Annotated in this window: 14 protein-coding genes; 10 read left to right on the forward strand and 4 right to left on the reverse strand. The window is 71.2% G+C overall.

Annotation, left to right across the window (positions count from 1 at the left end):
- Positions 1-9 precede the first annotated feature (9 nt).
- The 8 genes from ASF45_RS06940 to ASF45_RS06975 all read left to right on the forward strand — a co-directional run bounded on the left by ASF45_RS06940 (position 10) and on the right by ASF45_RS06975 (position 8,831).
- Positions 10-894, forward strand: a complete 885-nt coding sequence (locus tag ASF45_RS06940) for an ABC transporter permease (RefSeq protein WP_056659153.1) — start codon at positions 10-12, stop codon at positions 892-894.
- Between the two features lies 1 nt (position 895).
- Entirely contained in the window at positions 896-2,527 is a 1,632-nt protein-coding gene (locus tag ASF45_RS06945) for an ABC transporter ATP-binding protein (protein ID WP_056659156.1), read from the forward strand.
- Positions 2,524-3,450 carry a glyoxylate/hydroxypyruvate reductase A gene (locus ASF45_RS06950; RefSeq protein ID WP_056659158.1) on the forward strand — a complete coding sequence of 309 codons (927 nt, stop codon included), beginning with the start codon at positions 2,524-2,526 and terminating at the stop codon, positions 3,448-3,450. The genes ASF45_RS06945 and ASF45_RS06950 overlap by 4 nt, the downstream gene beginning before the upstream one ends.
- Positions 3,451-3,452: 2 nt before the next feature.
- Complete coding sequence (gene solA / locus ASF45_RS06955) at positions 3,453-4,604, forward strand: N-methyl-L-tryptophan oxidase (RefSeq protein WP_056659161.1); 1,152 nt, start codon at positions 3,453-3,455, stop codon at positions 4,602-4,604.
- 43 nt (positions 4,605-4,647) lie between these two features.
- Complete coding sequence (locus ASF45_RS06960; RefSeq protein WP_056659164.1) at positions 4,648-5,634, forward strand: alpha/beta hydrolase fold domain-containing protein; 987 nt, start codon at positions 4,648-4,650, stop codon at positions 5,632-5,634.
- 2 nt (positions 5,635-5,636) lie between these two features.
- Positions 5,637-6,293 carry an FMN-binding negative transcriptional regulator gene (locus ASF45_RS06965; RefSeq protein ID WP_056659166.1) on the forward strand — a complete coding sequence of 219 codons (657 nt, stop codon included), beginning with the start codon at positions 5,637-5,639 and terminating at the stop codon, positions 6,291-6,293.
- Positions 6,290-7,057, forward strand: coding sequence for a class II aldolase/adducin family protein (locus tag ASF45_RS06970; protein ID WP_082550848.1), 768 nt, complete (start codon positions 6,290-6,292; stop codon positions 7,055-7,057). Before ASF45_RS06965 ends, ASF45_RS06970 begins: the two co-directional genes overlap by 4 nt.
- 112 nt (positions 7,058-7,169) lie before the next feature.
- Positions 7,170-8,831, forward strand: a complete 1,662-nt coding sequence (locus tag ASF45_RS06975; protein WP_056659170.1) for an FAD-dependent oxidoreductase — start codon at positions 7,170-7,172, stop codon at positions 8,829-8,831.
- 161 nt (positions 8,832-8,992) lie between these two features.
- On the opposite strand, the gene ASF45_RS06980 is transcribed toward ASF45_RS06975, so the two are convergent.
- Complete coding sequence (locus ASF45_RS06980) at positions 8,993-9,769, reverse strand: IclR family transcriptional regulator (protein ID WP_056659173.1); 777 nt, start codon at positions 9,767-9,769, stop codon at positions 8,993-8,995.
- A 197-nt stretch (positions 9,770-9,966) separates the two neighbouring features.
- On the opposite strand from ASF45_RS06980, the gene ASF45_RS06985 reads away from it, so the two are divergent.
- Positions 9,967-10,968, forward strand: a complete 1,002-nt coding sequence (locus tag ASF45_RS06985; protein WP_056659176.1) for an SGNH/GDSL hydrolase family protein — start codon at positions 9,967-9,969, stop codon at positions 10,966-10,968.
- A gap of 1 nt (position 10,969) precedes the next feature.
- Here ASF45_RS06985 and ASF45_RS06990 read toward each other — a convergent pair whose 3' ends face one another.
- Both ASF45_RS06990 and ASF45_RS06995 read right to left on the reverse strand, forming a co-directional pair.
- Positions 10,970-12,103, reverse strand: coding sequence for a thiolase family protein (locus tag ASF45_RS06990; RefSeq protein ID WP_056659178.1), 1,134 nt, complete (start codon positions 12,101-12,103; stop codon positions 10,970-10,972).
- 57 nt (positions 12,104-12,160) lie between these two features.
- Positions 12,161-12,961, reverse strand: a complete 801-nt coding sequence (locus ASF45_RS06995; RefSeq protein WP_056659181.1) for an SDR family oxidoreductase — start codon at positions 12,959-12,961, stop codon at positions 12,161-12,163.
- Positions 12,962-13,071: 110 nt separating this feature from the next.
- Here ASF45_RS06995 and ASF45_RS07000 point away from each other — a divergent pair, with 110 nt between their 5' ends.
- Entirely contained in the window at positions 13,072-14,022 is a 951-nt protein-coding gene (locus ASF45_RS07000; protein ID WP_056659184.1) for a GlxA family transcriptional regulator, read from the forward strand.
- A gap of 2 nt (positions 14,023-14,024) precedes the next feature.
- Here ASF45_RS07000 and ASF45_RS07005 read toward each other — a convergent pair whose 3' ends face one another.
- A complete protein-coding gene (locus tag ASF45_RS07005) occupies positions 14,025-15,707 on the reverse strand; it encodes a GMC family oxidoreductase (RefSeq protein ID WP_056659187.1) in 1,683 nt (560 codons plus the stop codon).
- Between the last annotated feature and the right edge of the window lie 55 nt (positions 15,708-15,762).

Here is a 15,762-nt window from a genome sequence, read left to right on the forward strand (position 1 = left end):
ATCGTGCGCATGTCCGCCACCCTCCCCACCCCACCCACCGCCGCGCCCTCGCGCTGGCGTGCCGCGCTGCGCGTGCTGCGCACCGACCGCGTGATGCTGTTCTCGCTGGCGCTGCTGTTGCTGCTGATCGCGGTCTCGGTGTTCGCACCGCTGCTGGCCGCGCACGACCCGGCCGCGCTGACGCCGCGCAAGCGGCTGCAGGGCATGTCCGCCGACTACTGGCTCGGCACCGACTCGCTGGGCCGCGACCTGTTCGCGCGCATCCTGTACGGAGGCCGTCTGTCGATCCTGCTTGCCTTGCTGGTGGCCGCCAGCTCGGTCGCGCTCGGCCTGGTGCTGGGCATCGTGGCCGGCTACTTCCGCCGGCTCGACGGCATCGTCATGCGGCTCATGGACGGCGTGATGGCCATCCCCGGCCTGCTGCTCGCCATCGCCATGGTGGCGCTGGGGGGAGCGCAGATCTCCACCATGGTGCTGGCCATCGCCATCCCCGAGGTACCGCGCATCGCACGCCTGGTGCGCAGCGTGGTGCTGTCGGTGCGCGAGGAGCCCTATGTGGAGGCCGCCTTCGGCATGGGCTCCTCGGTGCCCAGCGTGCTGGTGCGCCACATCCTGCCCAGCACCATCAACCCGCTCGTGGTGCAGGCCACCTTCGTCTGCGCCGCCGCCATCCTGACCGAGGCCGTGCTGGGCTTCCTGGGCCTGGGCTTCCCGCCCGAGGTGCCCAGCCTGGGCAGCATCATCGCCGAGGGCCGGCCCTACTTCCAGCGCGCGCCCTGGATCATCCTGTTCCCCGGGACCTTCCTGGCGCTGCTAATCCTGGCCATCAACATGTTCGGCGACGCGCTGCGCGACCGCCTGGACCCCCGCCTCGCCCGCAAAGGGAGGAACTGACATGGGCGCCCCCATCCTCGAAGTGCGCGGCCTGCACGTGCGCCTGCCCGGCAGCGGCGACCGCGTGTACGCCGCGCAGGACATCGGCCTCACGGTCGCGCCGCGCGAGATCGTCTGCATCGTCGGCGAGTCCGGCTCGGGCAAGTCGGTCACGGCGGGGGCCGTCATGGGCCTCCTGCCCAAGGACGTGCTGACGCTGGAGCGCGGGCAGATCCTGCTCGAAGGCAAAGACATCACCCACGCCTCGCGCAGCGCGCTGCGCACGCTGCGCGGCGACCGCATGGCCATGGTCTTCCAGGAGCCCATGACCGCGCTGAACCCGCTCATGCGCGTGGGCGACCAGGTGGCCGAGGTGTTCGAGTTCCACCAAGGCAGCATGGCCCGCGCCGACGTGGCCGCGCGCGTGCTCGCGCTGCTGACCGACGTGCGCCTGCCCTCGCCCGAGACGCTGCGCAACGCCTACCCGCACCAACTCTCGGGCGGCCAGCGCCAGCGCGTGATGATCGCGATGGCGCTGGCCATGGAGCCCGCGCTGATCATCGCGGACGAACCCACGACGGCGCTGGACGTGACCTCGCAGGCCCAGGTGCTGCGCCTGCTGCACGAGCTGCGCGACAAGCACAGCAACGGCGTGCTGTTCATCACGCACGACTTCGACGTGGTGGCCGAGATCGCCGACCGCGTCATCGTGATGCAGGCCGGCCGCATCGTCGAGAGCGGCCCGGCCGCCGAGGTGCTGCGCAACCCGCAGCAGCCCTACACGCGCAAGCTGCTGGCAGCCGTGCCACGCGGCAGCTTCGGCGCGGCGCCGCGCGCCGCCTCGACCGACCACGTGCTGGAGGTGCGCGACCTGGCGCTGCGCTACGAGACCAAGAGCCTGTTCTCGGCACGTCGGCGCGTGGTGAATGCGCTCGATGGTGTGTCGCTGGCGCTGGCGCGTGGCGAGACGCTGGGCATCGTGGGCGAATCGGGTTCGGGCAAGACCACGCTGGGCCGCTGCCTCGCGCACATGGCCCAGCCCACGGGCGGGCGCATCCTGCTCGACGGCATGGACGTGACCGGCCTGCCACGCGCCCAGTGGCGGTCTCACTGCAAGCGCGTGCAGATGGTGTTCCAGGACCCGTTCCGCTCCTTCAACCCGCGCATGAAGATCGGCGATTCGCTGGCCGAAGGCCCCATGAACTTCGGCGCCACGCGCGCCGAGGTCGACGCACGCATGCTGCGCATGCTGGCCCTGGTGCAGCTGGACGCCAGCGCGCTGCAGCGCTTCCCGCACGAGTTCTCGGGCGGCCAGCGCCAGCGCCTGTCGATCGCGCGCGCGCTCATGATGGAGCCCGAGGTGCTGATCGCCGACGAGGCCGTCTCGGCCCTCGACGTCTCGGTGCAGGCGCAGATCCTGGACCTGCTGGAGGACATCCGCGAACGACTGGGCCTGTCCATGGTCTTCATCACGCACGACCTGCGTGTGGCCGCGCGCCTGTGCCACCGCATCGCCGTGATGCAGCGCGGCAAGGTGGTGGAACTGGGCAGCGCGCGCCAGGTGTTCGAGCGGCCGCAGGCCGCCTACACGCGCGAACTGCTGGCCGCCATCCCCGGCCGGCAGATTGGCGCGGCCGAGGAGGCCCTGGCATGACGCGCGTCGCCCTCATCAGCCAAAGCGCCAAGCTCGACTACTTCGTCCCGCTGCTGCGCGAGGCCGCGCCGGAGCTGGAGGTGGTGGTTTGGCCCGACCCCGCCTTCCGCGAAGCCGAGGTCGCCATGTGCTGGAACGCACCCGCGGGCGTCTACGCCCAGATGCCGCGCCTGCGCCTCGTGCACAGCATCGCGGCCGGCGTGGACAACGTGGTGGCCGGCCAGGATCTGCGCGGCCTGCCCGTCTGCCGCGTGGTCGACCCCAAGCTGGCCGAAGGCATGGTGCAGTACGTGCTGTGGTCTGTGCTGCACTTCCACCGCCGGCTGGACCTGGCCCAGGCCAACCAGCGCGCGCGCATCTGGCAGCGCCCGCCCTTGCAGGCGGCCAGCGAATGCTGCGTGGGCCTGATGGGCCTGGGCCAGCTCGGCACGCCGATCGCGCGTGCGCTGCTGGGCCTGGGCTATGCCGTCAACGGCTGGTCGCGCAGCGCGCATGCGCTGGACGGTCTGACCCTGTACCGGGGCGCCGAGGCACTGCCCGCGTTCCTGGCCGCCACCGACGTGCTGGTCTGCGTGCTGCCGCTGACCGAGGCCACGCGCGGCATCCTGAACCGCGACACCTTCGCGGCGCTGCCGCGTGGCGCAGCCATCGTCAACTGCGGCCGCGGCGAGCACCTGGTCGTGCCCGACCTGCTGGCGGCACTCGACCGCGGCCAGCTGCGCGGCGCCGTGCTCGACGTGTTCGCACACGAGCCGCTGCCGGCCGACGACCCGCTGTGGGCCACGCCCGGCGTGGTGGTCACGCCGCACATGGCGACCATGGCCTCGTCCAGCGTGGTGGCCCAGCAGGTGGCGCAGAACGTGCGCCGGCTCATCGCTGGAGAGCCGCTCGTGAACCAGGTCGATCCCGGTCGAGGCTACTGAGCATGCACTACGACGCCATCGTCGTCGGTCTGGGCGCAGTCGGCGCCGCCACGCTGTGCCAGCTCGCGCTGCGCGGCGCGCGTGTGCTCGGCATCGACCGCTTCGCGCCGCCGCACGACCAAGGCTCCTCGCACGGCGAGTCGCGCATCACACGGCTGGCACTCGGCGAGGGCGAGGCCTATGCGCCGCTCGTGCAGCGCTCGCACGCGCTGTGGCGCGATCTGGAGACGCGCACCGGCCGCCAGCTCATGACGACCACAGGCGGCCTGGTTCTGGGCCCGCGCGACAGCGCCTTCCTGGGCCGCACCATCGGATGCGCACAGCGCTTCGGCATCGCGCACGAACTGCTAGATGCCGCCGTCCTGCGGGCGCGCTTTCCGCAGTTCGCGCTGCGCGGCGACGAGCTGGGTTATTGCGAACCCACGGCCGGCTTCGTGCGGCCCGAGGAAGCCATCGCCGCCCAGCTCGACGTGGCGCGCGCGGCCGGCGCCACCGTGCAGACGGGCACGCCCGTGCTGGCGCTGGCGTCTGCCGGCGACGGCGTGCGCGTGCGCACGGCCGGCGCCAGCCACACCACCGACCGCGTGCTGGTGGCTGCCGGCGCCTGGCTGCCGGGTTTCCTGGCCGACCAGGGACTGGCGGACGGGCTGCCCCCGCTCCAGATCTGCCGCCAGACCATGCACTGGTTCGACACCGGCGCCGCGGCCGCCGACTTCGCGCCCGGCCGCTTCCCGGTCTTCATCTGGGCCTGGGGCGAGGGCGAAGGCGAATCGCTGTACGGCTTTCCGGCCACCGACATGGCCGCGCCCGCGCTCAAGGTGGCGGGCGAGCAGACCCTGCAAACGACCACGCCGGAGCAGATCGACCGCCAGGTGCAGCCCGCCGAAAGCCAGGCGCTCTACCGCGAGCGCGTGGCCGCCCGCTTTCCGCAGATCGCGGGCCGCGTGCTGCGTGCCCGCGCCTGCATGTACACGGTGGCGCCCGGCAGCCGCTTCGCCATCGACACCCTGCCCGGCCTGCCGGCCGTGCTGTTCGCCTCGGCCTGCTCGGGCCACGGCTTCAAGCACTCGGCCGGCCTGGGCGAGTCCCTGGCCGAGCAGCTGCTCGGCCGCCGTACCACCTGCGACCTCGGCCCCTTCGCCGTCGCCGGCTGACCCCATGCCCTCTTCCATTCCAACCGACACCACCGGAGATTCCATGCGTTCCGAAGACCCCGCCATCACCGTCCCGATCCCGCCGCGCACGCGGCTCGACCCGCAGGTCGAGAAGTTCGTGCGTGCCATGGACGCCGACGCGAGCCAGTTCGGCCGGCGCGAGACCGTCAGCATCGACGAGGCCCGCGCCATCGCCGAGACCGTGCGCAAGCGCTGGGTCGCGGGCGGGCCCGCCATGGCCCGCACCCAGGAGCACGAGGTGCCCACGCGCCACGGCGCCGTGCGCGTGCGCGCCTACTACCCGGCGCAGCGTGCGCTGCCCGGCGTGTTCGTCTACCTGCATGGCGGCGGCTTCGTGCTGGGCAGCATCGACACGCACGACCGCGTGATGCGCGAGTACGCGCAGCGCGCCGGCATCGTCGTCGTGGGTGTGCACTACACGCGCGCACCCGACGCCAGGTTCCCGCGCCCCATGCAGGAATGCGCCGACGTGCTGCGCTGGGTGTCGGCCAACGGTGCGCTGCTGGGCGTGGACGCAGCGCAGCTGTTCGTGGGCGGCGATTCGGCCGGCGCCAACTTCTCGATGGGCGCCAGCCTGGAGCTGCGCGACGCGGACGAGAACATCCTGCAAGGCATCGTGCTGAACTACGGCAGCATGAGCAGCAACCTGTACCGCAACTCGGTGATCCAGTACGGCGGCGGTGACTACGGCCTGTCGCTCATGAGCATGATGTGGTTCCGCGCCATGCACTGCGCCAGCGGCGCCGACCTGATCGATCCGCGCCTGGACATCCTGCGCGCTGAGCTGCACGGTCTGCCGCCCGCCTGGCTCGTGGTCGCCGAATGCGATCCCGTGCACGACGACATGATCGAACTGGAGCGCATGCTGCGCGAGGCCGGCAACCACGTGGACATGAAGGTCTACGCGGGCGCGGCGCACAGCTTCCTGGAAGCCGTGTCGATCTCCGACCTGGCGGCCGAGGCCTTCGAGGACACCGCGCGCTGGCTGCGCCTGCATTCCAGGACCTGAACATGTACCACCAGCCGGCCTACGCCGAGAACGACACCGCCGCGCTGCACGCCTGCATGCGCGCCTGGAGCTTCGCCACGCTGGTCACGCAGGGCGCGCGCGGCATCCAGTCCACGCCGCTGCCCTTCCTGCTCGACACCGAGCGCGGCGAGCATGGCACGCTGACCACGCACCTGGCCCGCCACAACCCGATCTACGAGGACCTGCGCACAGGCGCCGAGGTGCTGGTGATCTTCCAGGGCCCGCACGCCTTCATCTCGCCGAGCTGGTACGAGAACCAGCTGACCTTCCCGACCTGGAACTACACGCTGGTCCATGCGCGCGGCAAGCCCCAGCTGCACGAGGACGAGGACGCGCTGATGGCCACGCTGCGCCGCACCGTGGCACAGTACGACACGCCGCTGGCCGGCAGCTGGGACTTCGAGCGCATCCCGATGGCGCACACGGGCACGCGGCTGCGCGTGATCGGCGCCGTCGAGATTCCCATCACCCAGCTCGACGGCAAGATGAAGCTCAACCAGGACAAGTCCGTCGCCGACCGGCGCGGCGTGGTTGCCGCGCTGGAACGCCGGGGCGACGCCCAAAGCCTGGCCATGGCGCAGCTGCTGCGCGGCCAAGCCGACATGCAGGACGCCTTCCTGACCGAAAGCACACCATGAACCTTGCCGACATTCCGCTCGCCCAGCCAGGCGACACCGCCACCGCGCCAGTGCCGACCGAGGCCGACATGCGCCGCGACCTCGCCGCGCTGTACCGTTTGGTCGCGCACTTCCGCATGACCGACATCATCGACACGCACATCAGCGCGCGCGTGCCCGGGCCCGAGAACCATTTCCTGATCAACCGCTACGGCGTGCTGTTCCACGAGATGCGGCCCGAGGACCTGGTCAAGATCGACATGGACGGCCGCCCGGTGGACCCGGGCGACCCGGAGACCACCAACCGCGTGAACGCGGCCGGCTTCACGATCCACTCGGCCGTCCACATGGCGCGGCACGACCTGGCCTGCGTGGTGCACACGCACACGGCCGACGGCATGGCCGTCGCCTGCCGCAAGAGCGGGTTGCTGCCGATCACGCAGCATGCGCTGCGCTTCTACAACCGGCTCGGCTACCACGCCTACGAGGGCATTGCGCTGGACCTGGAGGAGCGCGCGCGCCTGGTGGCGGACATGGGCACGCACAAGGCCATGGTGCTGCGCAACCACGGCCTGCTGGCGGCCGGCAACACGGTGGCCGAGGCCTTCGTGAACATCTACTTCCTCGAACGCGCCTGCCAGGCCCAGGTGAAGGCCACGGCGGCCGGCGAGGAACTGGTCTACCCCTCGCCCGAGGTCTGCGAACGCACGGCACGCCAGTTCGAGCGGCCGACCGCGCCGGCCTACTGCCAGCGGGTGTGGAACGCCGCGCTGCGGCTGCTGTAGCCCCGGCGCATTTCTTCCTCGGCGGTACCGCGCAGGCGCGGTGGGGGCAAGCGATCCTGCAGAATGCAGCGGCGATCCCGCCACCACCAGCCACCCTTGCGCCGGAGATCCCATGGCCACACCCGCGACGATCGAAGTGGAAACCCGCCGGCACCAGATGTTCCCGGTGCTGGACGCGGCCGATGCGGCGCGGGTGCGTCGCTTCGGCGAGCTGCGGCACTACCCGCGCGGCAGCTGCCTGTTCCGTGCCGGCGAGCCCGGGCCGGGCCTGTACCTGGTGCTGGCCGGCCAGGTGGCCATCACGCAGCGCGACGGCCTGGGCCGGGTGACACCCGTCGCCGTGCAGGGGCCGGGCCAGTTCCTCGCGGAGGTCGGCACGCTGTCGGGCCAGCCGGCCCTGGTGGACGGCCATGCCGACGAGGATGTGCAAGCGCTGCTGGTGCCACCTGCGCAACTGCGGGCCCTGATCGTGGCCGAGGCCGACCTGGGCGAGCGCCTGGTGCGCGCGCTGATCCTGCGCCGGGTGGCGCTGATCGACGCGGGCGCCAGCGGCCCGGTGCTGATGGGCCCGCCCGATTCGGCCGACCTGGTGCGGCTGCAGAACTTCCTGCGCCGCAACGGCCATCCCTACCACGTGGTCGATGCGACCACCGACCCCGATGCCGCCACGCTGCTCGCGCAGTACGGCGAAGCCGGCCTGCTGGTGGCCTGCCCCAACGGCGCGGTGCTGGCCAACCCGAGCGAGGAGGCGCTGGCGCGCTGCATCGGCATGGTGGACACCGCCGAGCATGACGAGCTGTTCGACGTCGTCGTGGTCGGCGCCGGGCCGGCTGGGCTGGCGACGGCCGTCTACGCGGCTTCCGAAGGGCTGCGCGTGATCGTGCTGGACTGCCGCAGCTACGGCGGCCAGGCCGGTGCCAGCGCGCGCATCGAGAACTACCTGGGCTTTCCGACCGGCATCTCGGGCGGCGCGCTGGCCGGGCGGGCCTATGTGCAGGCGCAGAAGTTCGGCGCCGAGATGATGATCCCGGCCAAGGCCGTGTCGCTGGACTGCAGCGGCGCCCACACCGGCGAAGGTCTGCGCGTGGGCCTTGCAGACGGCCGGCAGCTGCGCACGCGCACCGCGGTCGTGGCCAGCGGTGCGCGTTACCGCCGGCCGCAGGTGCCGCGGCTGGCGGAGTTCGAGGGCCGCGGCGTGTGGTACTGGGCCTCGGCCATCGAGGCCCGCATCTGCGCGCAGCAGGAGGTGGCGCTGGTCGGCGGCGGCAACTCCGCCGGGCAGGCCGCGGTCTACCTCGCGCAGCACGCGGCGCTGGTCAACATCCTGGTGCGCGGGCCCTCGCTGGCGGCCAGCATGTCGCGCTACCTGATCGACCGCATCGAGGCTTCGCCCAACATCGTGCTGCGTCCCCACACCGAACTCGTGCACCTGCACGGCGATCCCGCCACCGGGCTGGACGGCGCCACCTGGCGCGACGCGCGCACCGGCGACCAGCACGACTGCCCAGCGCGCAACCTGTTCCTGTTCGTCGGCGCCGAGCCCGAGGCCGAGTGGCTGCAGGGCTGCGGCGTGGCGGTGGACCACCAGGGCTTCGTGCGGACCGGCCCCGCTGCGGGCGCGGCGGGTGCGCTGGAGACCAGCGTGCCCGGCGTGTTCGCGGTGGGCGATGTGCGCTCCGGTTCGGTCAAGCGGGTGGGCGGCGCCATCGGCGAGGGTGCGGCGGCGGTGGCGCAGATCCACGCTCACCTGGCGCAGGTGTCGGCGACGGCCTGAACAGGCCGCCTGGCTGCGCTGGCTTCAGTGCCTGGCGATCACCGGTTGGGTTGAAGGAGACCCCAGCCTTTGCAGCGCGCTTGCGGGCGTCGGCAAGGAAGGTGACACAGCGCGCAGAAGTGCAGAAGAAGGCCGTCGCATGCCGGCGCGGCCCCCGTCCCTCAGGACAGGCCGGCCTTGCCGCTCAGTGCCTTGGTCGCGCCCATCAGCATGGGCGCAAAGCGCTTGGCGAAGGCCTCGGCGTCCCAGTCGGCCAGCGAGCCCGAGATGTCGATCGCGGCGATGGGCCGGCCCTCGTGGTCCAGCACGGCGCTGGCCAGATTGATCTCGCCCAGCATGCTCTCCTCGGAGGCCACCGCATAACCATCGGCCGCGGCCTGCGCCACCAGCGCGCGGATGCGTTCGGCATCGGTGATGGTGCGCGTGGTCAGCGGCTTGGACTGGCTGCGCGCGAGGATGCTGTCGACCTCGTCCGCAGGCAGGTGCGACATGATGGCGCGGCCGCTGGCGGTGTGCACGGTGGCCAGCCGGCGGCCGATCAGCGTGGTGGTGTAGGTCTGGCGCTTGGTCTGGCGGCGCAGCGCGAAGATGATGGTCAGGTCATCGAACAGGCTCAGCTCGACGCGTTCGCCCGACTCTCTCTGTACGTCCACGATCAGCGGCGTGGCGCGCTCCAGCAGCGGCACGCTGCGCAAGTAGTCGAAGGTGCGCTCCAGGATCTTCTTGCCCGGCATGAAGCCGCGCCCGCTCACGCCGCGCTCCAGGTAGCCCAGCGTGACCAGCGTGTAGGTCATGCGCTGGGCCGCGCTGCGGTCCATCTCGCAGTACTCGGCGATCTCGTTGAGGCTCAGCGGCGCGGGGTGCTCGGCGAAGCACTCCAGCACCTTCATGCCCTTGGCGAGCGACTGGATGAACAAGGTGTCGGGGCGGGCGGACATGGGCCGAGCATACCTTACAGGTATCGCATCTCAATGCATGAAAATTGAGAAACGATATGTCCAGGCGTTTGTCCGATCTGAATCCGTCTGAAATTCACACTGCAGCTGTTACACATTAGCATTGGTTTCATACCGAATTTGGCATCTCGTTACGTAAGATGGTCTTCCCCCAAGTACCTTTCCCCGGGAGGAAAACCATGTTCTCGAACCGCCTGCGCACGCTGTGGCGCCTACTCTGCCTTGCCCTGTGCATGGTCCTGCTGCCAGCCGCCTGGGCCGGCAAGGTCAGCTATCCCGGCTTCTACGTGTTCGGCGACAGCCTGTCGGACACCGGCAACGACTACATCGTCAGCGGCAGCATGGGCATGACGCCTGCGATCCCGCCCTCGGCCACGCCCTATGCCACCTACTGGCAAGGCCGCTTCAGCAACGGCCCGGTGGCGGCCGAGTACCTCTGGCGCCTGATGGCGCGCAAGAACAACGCCGAGCTCTCGCCTTCGGTGACCGATCCCACGCTGAGCACCAAGCCGGCCTTGAGCTTCGCCTTCGGCGGCTCGGCCTCGGGCGTGTCCACACCCACGCCCATGGGCTTCACGGTGCCCGGCCTGCTGGGCCAGGTCGGCCAGTTCACGACCGCGTTGAATGGCCGCAAGGCACCCGCCACCGCGCTGTACATGGTCTGGAGCGGCTCCAACGACTACCTGCAGATGCTGACGAGCGACCCCTACACGGTGGTGGCCAACGTGACCACCGCGATCCGCGGCCTGTACGTGGCCGGCGCGCGCGACTTCATCGTGCCCAACCTGGCCGACATGGGCATCACGCCCTTCGCCGTGGCGCAGAACGCCGGCCCGCAGTTCACGGCGCTGAGCCAGCAGCACAACGCCCTGCTCAAGACCGCACTGGTCAGCCTCGGGCGCGAACTGCGCGGCGCGCGCATCGTGACCGTGGACATCTACAAGCTCGGCGCGACCATGCTGTCCACCGGGCTCATCATCGACGACGTGCCGGCCGCCGAGTTCCTGGCCCCGGGCAAGGGTGCGGCCACCTGCCTGTTCACCAACCCGGCCACCTGCGTGGACGTGACGCAGCCGGCCTTCATGCCGCCCTTCCTGTTCTGGGACGCGATGCACCCGACCACGCAGGTGCACGGCGTGATCGGCACGGCCATGTTCGCGGCGCTGCTGACGCAGCGCTGAGCTACACCCTCTCCAGCACCGTCGCGATGCCCTGCCCGCCACCGATGCATTGCGTGGCCAGGGCGTAGCGCCCCTTCTCGCGCGCCAGCAGCGCCGCCGCCTTGCCGGTGATGCGCGCGCCGGTCGCGCCCAGCGGGTGGCCGATGGCCAGGCCGCCGCCGTCCAGGTTGACGGTCTCCATCGCCAAGCCCAGGTCGCGGATGCAGGCCAGCGCCTGTGACGAGAACGCCTCGTTGATCTCCACCACATCCAGATCGGCGACCGTGAGCCCGGCGCGCGCCAGTGCCTTGCGTGTGGCCGGGACCGGGCCGATGCCCATGATGGCCGGGTCCACGCCCACCGTGGCGAAGCTGCGCACGCGCGCCAGCGGCGCCAGGCCATGGCGTTCGGCAAACACGTCGCTGGTCACCAGCACCACGGCGGCGCCGTCGGTCAGCGGCGAGGCGGTGCCGGCCGTGACCACGCCATCGGGCCGGAACGCGGGCTTGAGCCCGGCCAGCGCCTCGGCCGAGGTGGCCGGGCGGATGCAGCCATCGGCATCGACGCGCTCGCCGTCCGGCAGCTGGATCGGCACGATCTCGGCGGCCAGCCGGCCCTGTTCGCGCGCGGCGGCAGCCTTGCGGTGCGAAGCGACGGCCAGTGCCTCCTGGTCGGCGCGGCCCACATTCCAGCGCCGCGCCACGTTCTCGGCCGTCTCGCCCATGGAGATATAGGCGTCCGTGGTGGCCTGCAGCTCGGGGTGCGGCGAGAAGTTGAAGCCGCCCTGCGGCACCATGCTCATGGACTCCACGCCCACGCACAGGAAGGCGTCACCGATGCCGGCCTCGATCTGCGCGGCGGCGATGTGCACGGCCTGCATGGACGAGCCGCAGAAGCGGTTCACCGTCATGCCGCCGACCGCTTGCGGCAGGCCCGCCAACAGGCCGACGATGCGCGCGAGGTTGTTGCCCTGCGCGGCCTCGGGGTAGGCGCAGCCGAGGACGATGTCCTCCAGCAGGGCGGGATCGAGGCCGGTGCGGCGCAACAGATCCTGCACCACGGCGGCGGCCAGCGTGTCGGGCCGCACCCCGGCCAGGCGGCCCTTGCGGGCGAAGTGGAAGGGCGAGCGCGCGTAGGCGCTGATGAGGGCTTTCATGGGAGAGCTCCTGGATCGAGGGAGGTGAGGGGTTCAGGCGACCCCGTTCGGTGCAACTCAGTGCGTGGCGCGGTAGCGCGGCGCGGGGGTGTTGGTGGACAGATGGGCCGCCATGGCGCGGCGCGCAGCCTCGAAGGCGTCCCACTCCTCGGCCTGGTGCAGCGATGGGATGGTCACGCGCTCGCCGCGGTCGAAACCCAGCAACGCGGCGTCGACCAGGTCTTCGGCGCGCATCACGATGGCGGCATCCAGATGCTCCACCGGCAGGCCGCCGGTGGCCCAGAAATCGGTGGCGGTGGCGCCGGGCAACACGGCCTGCACATGGACGCCCTTGCCGGCCAGCTCGTGCTGCAGCGACTGGCTGAAGGCCAGTACGAAGGACTTGCTGCCGCCGTACACGCCGTTCAGCGTCTCCGGCGACACCGCGACGATGGACGAGATGTTGATGAGGGCGCCGTGGCCGCGCGCGACGAAGCCGGGCACTGCCGCATAGGTCAGACGCGTGAGGGCGGTGACATTGAGCGCGATCATGCGCGTCATCGCCTCCACGTCGCTCTGCAGCAGCGGCGTGTGCGTGCCGATGCCGGCGTTGTTGACCAGTAGCGTGATGCTGGCGTCCTGCCGCAGCTTGGCCTCCACGCGGGCCAGCGCGGCGGCGTCGTTCAGGTCGGCCGGGAACACCTCGACCGCGCGGCCGGTGCGCGTGCTGATGTCCCGCGCCAGCGCGTTCAGGCGCTCGCGGTCGCGGGCGACCAGCACCAGGTCGTAGCCGCGCTGCGCCAGGCGCTCGGCGTACAGCGCGCCGATGCCGGTGGACGCGCCGGTGATGAGGGCCGTGCCCTGGTGGATGGGGGTCATGTGTCGCTCCGTCGCGTGCAAGTGGGTATGGGACGGATGTTGCGCCGCGCGGCGTGTGGCGTAAATGACGTATATAGTGCGTTTTCAAGACATCGACGAAAGACCTCTTCATGCACCGCATCGGCTACGTGCTGCCGCCCGGCTTCCAGGTCATCGCCCTGGGCACCCAGGCCGTGTTCGAGTTCGCCAACCTGGTGGCCGGCGAGCCCTTCTATGCCGTGGACAACTACGCGCTCGGCGGTGGCGCGGTGCATGCATCGTTCGGCGCGTCGGTACAGACGCGCGCGCTCACGGCGCGCAGCAGGGCCGACACCTGGATGGTGGTAGGTGTGGTCAATCCGCTGGCCGCCCCCGCACCACCGGAGCTGCTGCGCCTGGTGCGCAAACTCGGCGCGCAGGCGCGCCGCACCGTCGGGCTGTGCACCGGCGCCTTCGTGCTGGCCGATGCCGGCCTGCTGGCGGGCCGGCGGGCCACCACGCACTGGGCCCATGCCGAGGCCATGCAGCAGCGCCATCCCGACATCCAGGTCGAGCCCGACCGCATCTACATCGCCGACGGCCCCGTCTGGACCTCGGCCGGCATGACAGCCGAGTTCGACCTGGCGCTGGGCCTGGTGGAGAAGGACATGGGCGCCGAGGCCGCGCGCGCCGTGGCGCACGGGCTGGTCATGCACCAGCGCCGCGCGGGTGGGCAATCGCAGCATTCCGAGATGCTCAAGCTCGCGCCCAAATCCGACCGCATCCAGCAGGCGCTGGAGCATGCGCGCCGCAACCTGGCGGGCCCACTGAGCGTGGAGGAGCTGGCCGAGGCCGCGCACCTGAGCCCACGCCAGTTCAGCCGCGTGTTCACGGCGGAGACCGGGCAGTCACCGGCCAAGGCGGTCGAGGGACTGCGGCTGGAGGCTGCGCGCCTGATGGTCGAGCAGGGCCGCCATCCGCTCGACGTGGTGGCACGCGAGACGGGCTTCCGCGACCGCCGCCACTTGCGCGAAGCGTTCTTGCGCGGCTTCGGCACACCGCCGCAAGCGGTGCGGCGCGGCGCGCGCGAGGCCGCGCACTGAGCCTACGCCGACGCGTCGGCCAGCACCCAGGCCGCTGCCTTCTCGGCCATCATCAAGGTCGGACTGTTGGTGTTGCCACTGGTGATGGTGGGCATGGCACCCGCGTCCACCACGCGCAGGCCGGCGATCACGCCGCCCCGGCCATCGCGCACCCGCAGCCGGCTGTCCAGCACGGCCCGGGGGTCACCGTCGCGGCCCATGGCCGTGGTGCCCACGGGGTGGAAGATGGTGGTGGCGATGTCGCCGGCCAGGCGCGCGAGGTCTTGGTCGCTCTGGTATTGCGGGCCCGGCTTGAACTCCTCGGGCCGGAACGGCGCCAGCGCGGGCTGGGCCGCGATGCGGCGCGTGACGCGCAGCGAATCGGCCGCCACCTGGCGGTCGGCGTCGGTGCTCAGGTAATTGGGAGCGATGGCCGGCGCGTCGCCGAAGCGCGGGCTCTTGATGCGGATGCTGCCGCGGCTCGTGGGGTTGAGGTTGCACACGCTCGCGGTGAAGGCCGGAAAGCTGTGCAGCGGCTCGCCGAAGGCATCCAGCGAGAGCGGCTGCACGTGGTACTGGATGTTGGCGTGCGGCCGGCCCGGGTCGCTGCGCGTGAAGGCGCCCAGCTGAGAGGGTGCCATGCTCATGGGCCCGCTGCGCGAGAGCAGGTACTGCAGGCCGATGCGGGCCTTGCCCGCGAGCGAGGAGGCCAGCACGTTGAGCGTGGGCGCGCCCGAGATCTTGTAGACGGCGCGGATCTGCAGGTGGTCCTGCAGGTTCTCGCCCACGCCGGGCAGGTCGGCCTGCACCGCGATGCCGTGCTGCTGCAGCAACGTGCCCGGGCCGATGCCCGAGAGCTGCAGGATCTGCGGCGAGCCGACGGCGCCGGCGCACAGCAGCACTTCGCCGGTGGCGCGCACGGTGACCAGCTCTCCACCGGTCCAGACCTCGGCCCCGGTGCAGCGTTGGCTGCCGTCGGCCTGGCGCTCGAGCAGCAGCCGCGCCACCTGGCCACCGGTCCACAGCTCGAAGTTGGGGCGGCCGTAGCAGGTCGGGCGCAGGAAGGCCTTGGCCGTGTTCCAGCGCCAACCTGCCTTCTGGTTCACCTGGAAATAGCCCACGCCTTCGTTGTCGCCGCGGTTGAAGTCGGTGCTGTGCGGCACGCCGGCCTGCTGCGCGGCCTGCGCGAACGCGTCGAGGATGTCCCAGCGCAGGCGCTGCTTCTCCACACGCCACTCGCCGCCGTGGCCGTGGTAGGCCGAGAAGTCGGCGTCGCGTGCGCCGGCTTGCGCCGCGTCGCCCAGGTAGTGGTCCTCGTGCTGCTTGAAGGCCGGCAGCACGTTCTCCCACTGCCAGGTGTCGTCGCCCGTGGCCGCAGCCCAGCTGGCGTAGTCGCGCGCCTGGCCGCGCATGTAGATCATGCCGTTGATGGACGAGCAGCCGCCCAGGGTCTTGCCGCGCGGATAGCGCAGCGTGCGGCCGTTCAGCCCGGCATCGGGTTCGGTCTGGTAGAGCCAGTCGGTGCGCGGGTTGCCGATGCAGTAGAGGTAGCCCACCGGGATGTGGATCCAGTGGTAATCGTCGCGGCCGCCGGCCTCGATCAGCAGCACGCGCCTGCGCGGGTCCTGGCTCAGGCGGTTGGCCATCAGGCTGCCGGCCGTGCCCGCGCCGATGACGATGTGGTCGAAGGTATTGCTGCCGCTCATGCTGGTGTCTCCCTGGGGGCGCGAGTGTCGCCTGCACGCACCAGCGAAGCCAATG

Origin of the sequence: Pseudorhodoferax sp. Leaf265 (assembly GCF_001422365.1) — a bacterium.
Classification (GTDB): domain Bacteria; phylum Pseudomonadota; class Gammaproteobacteria; order Burkholderiales; family Burkholderiaceae_C; genus Pseudorhodoferax.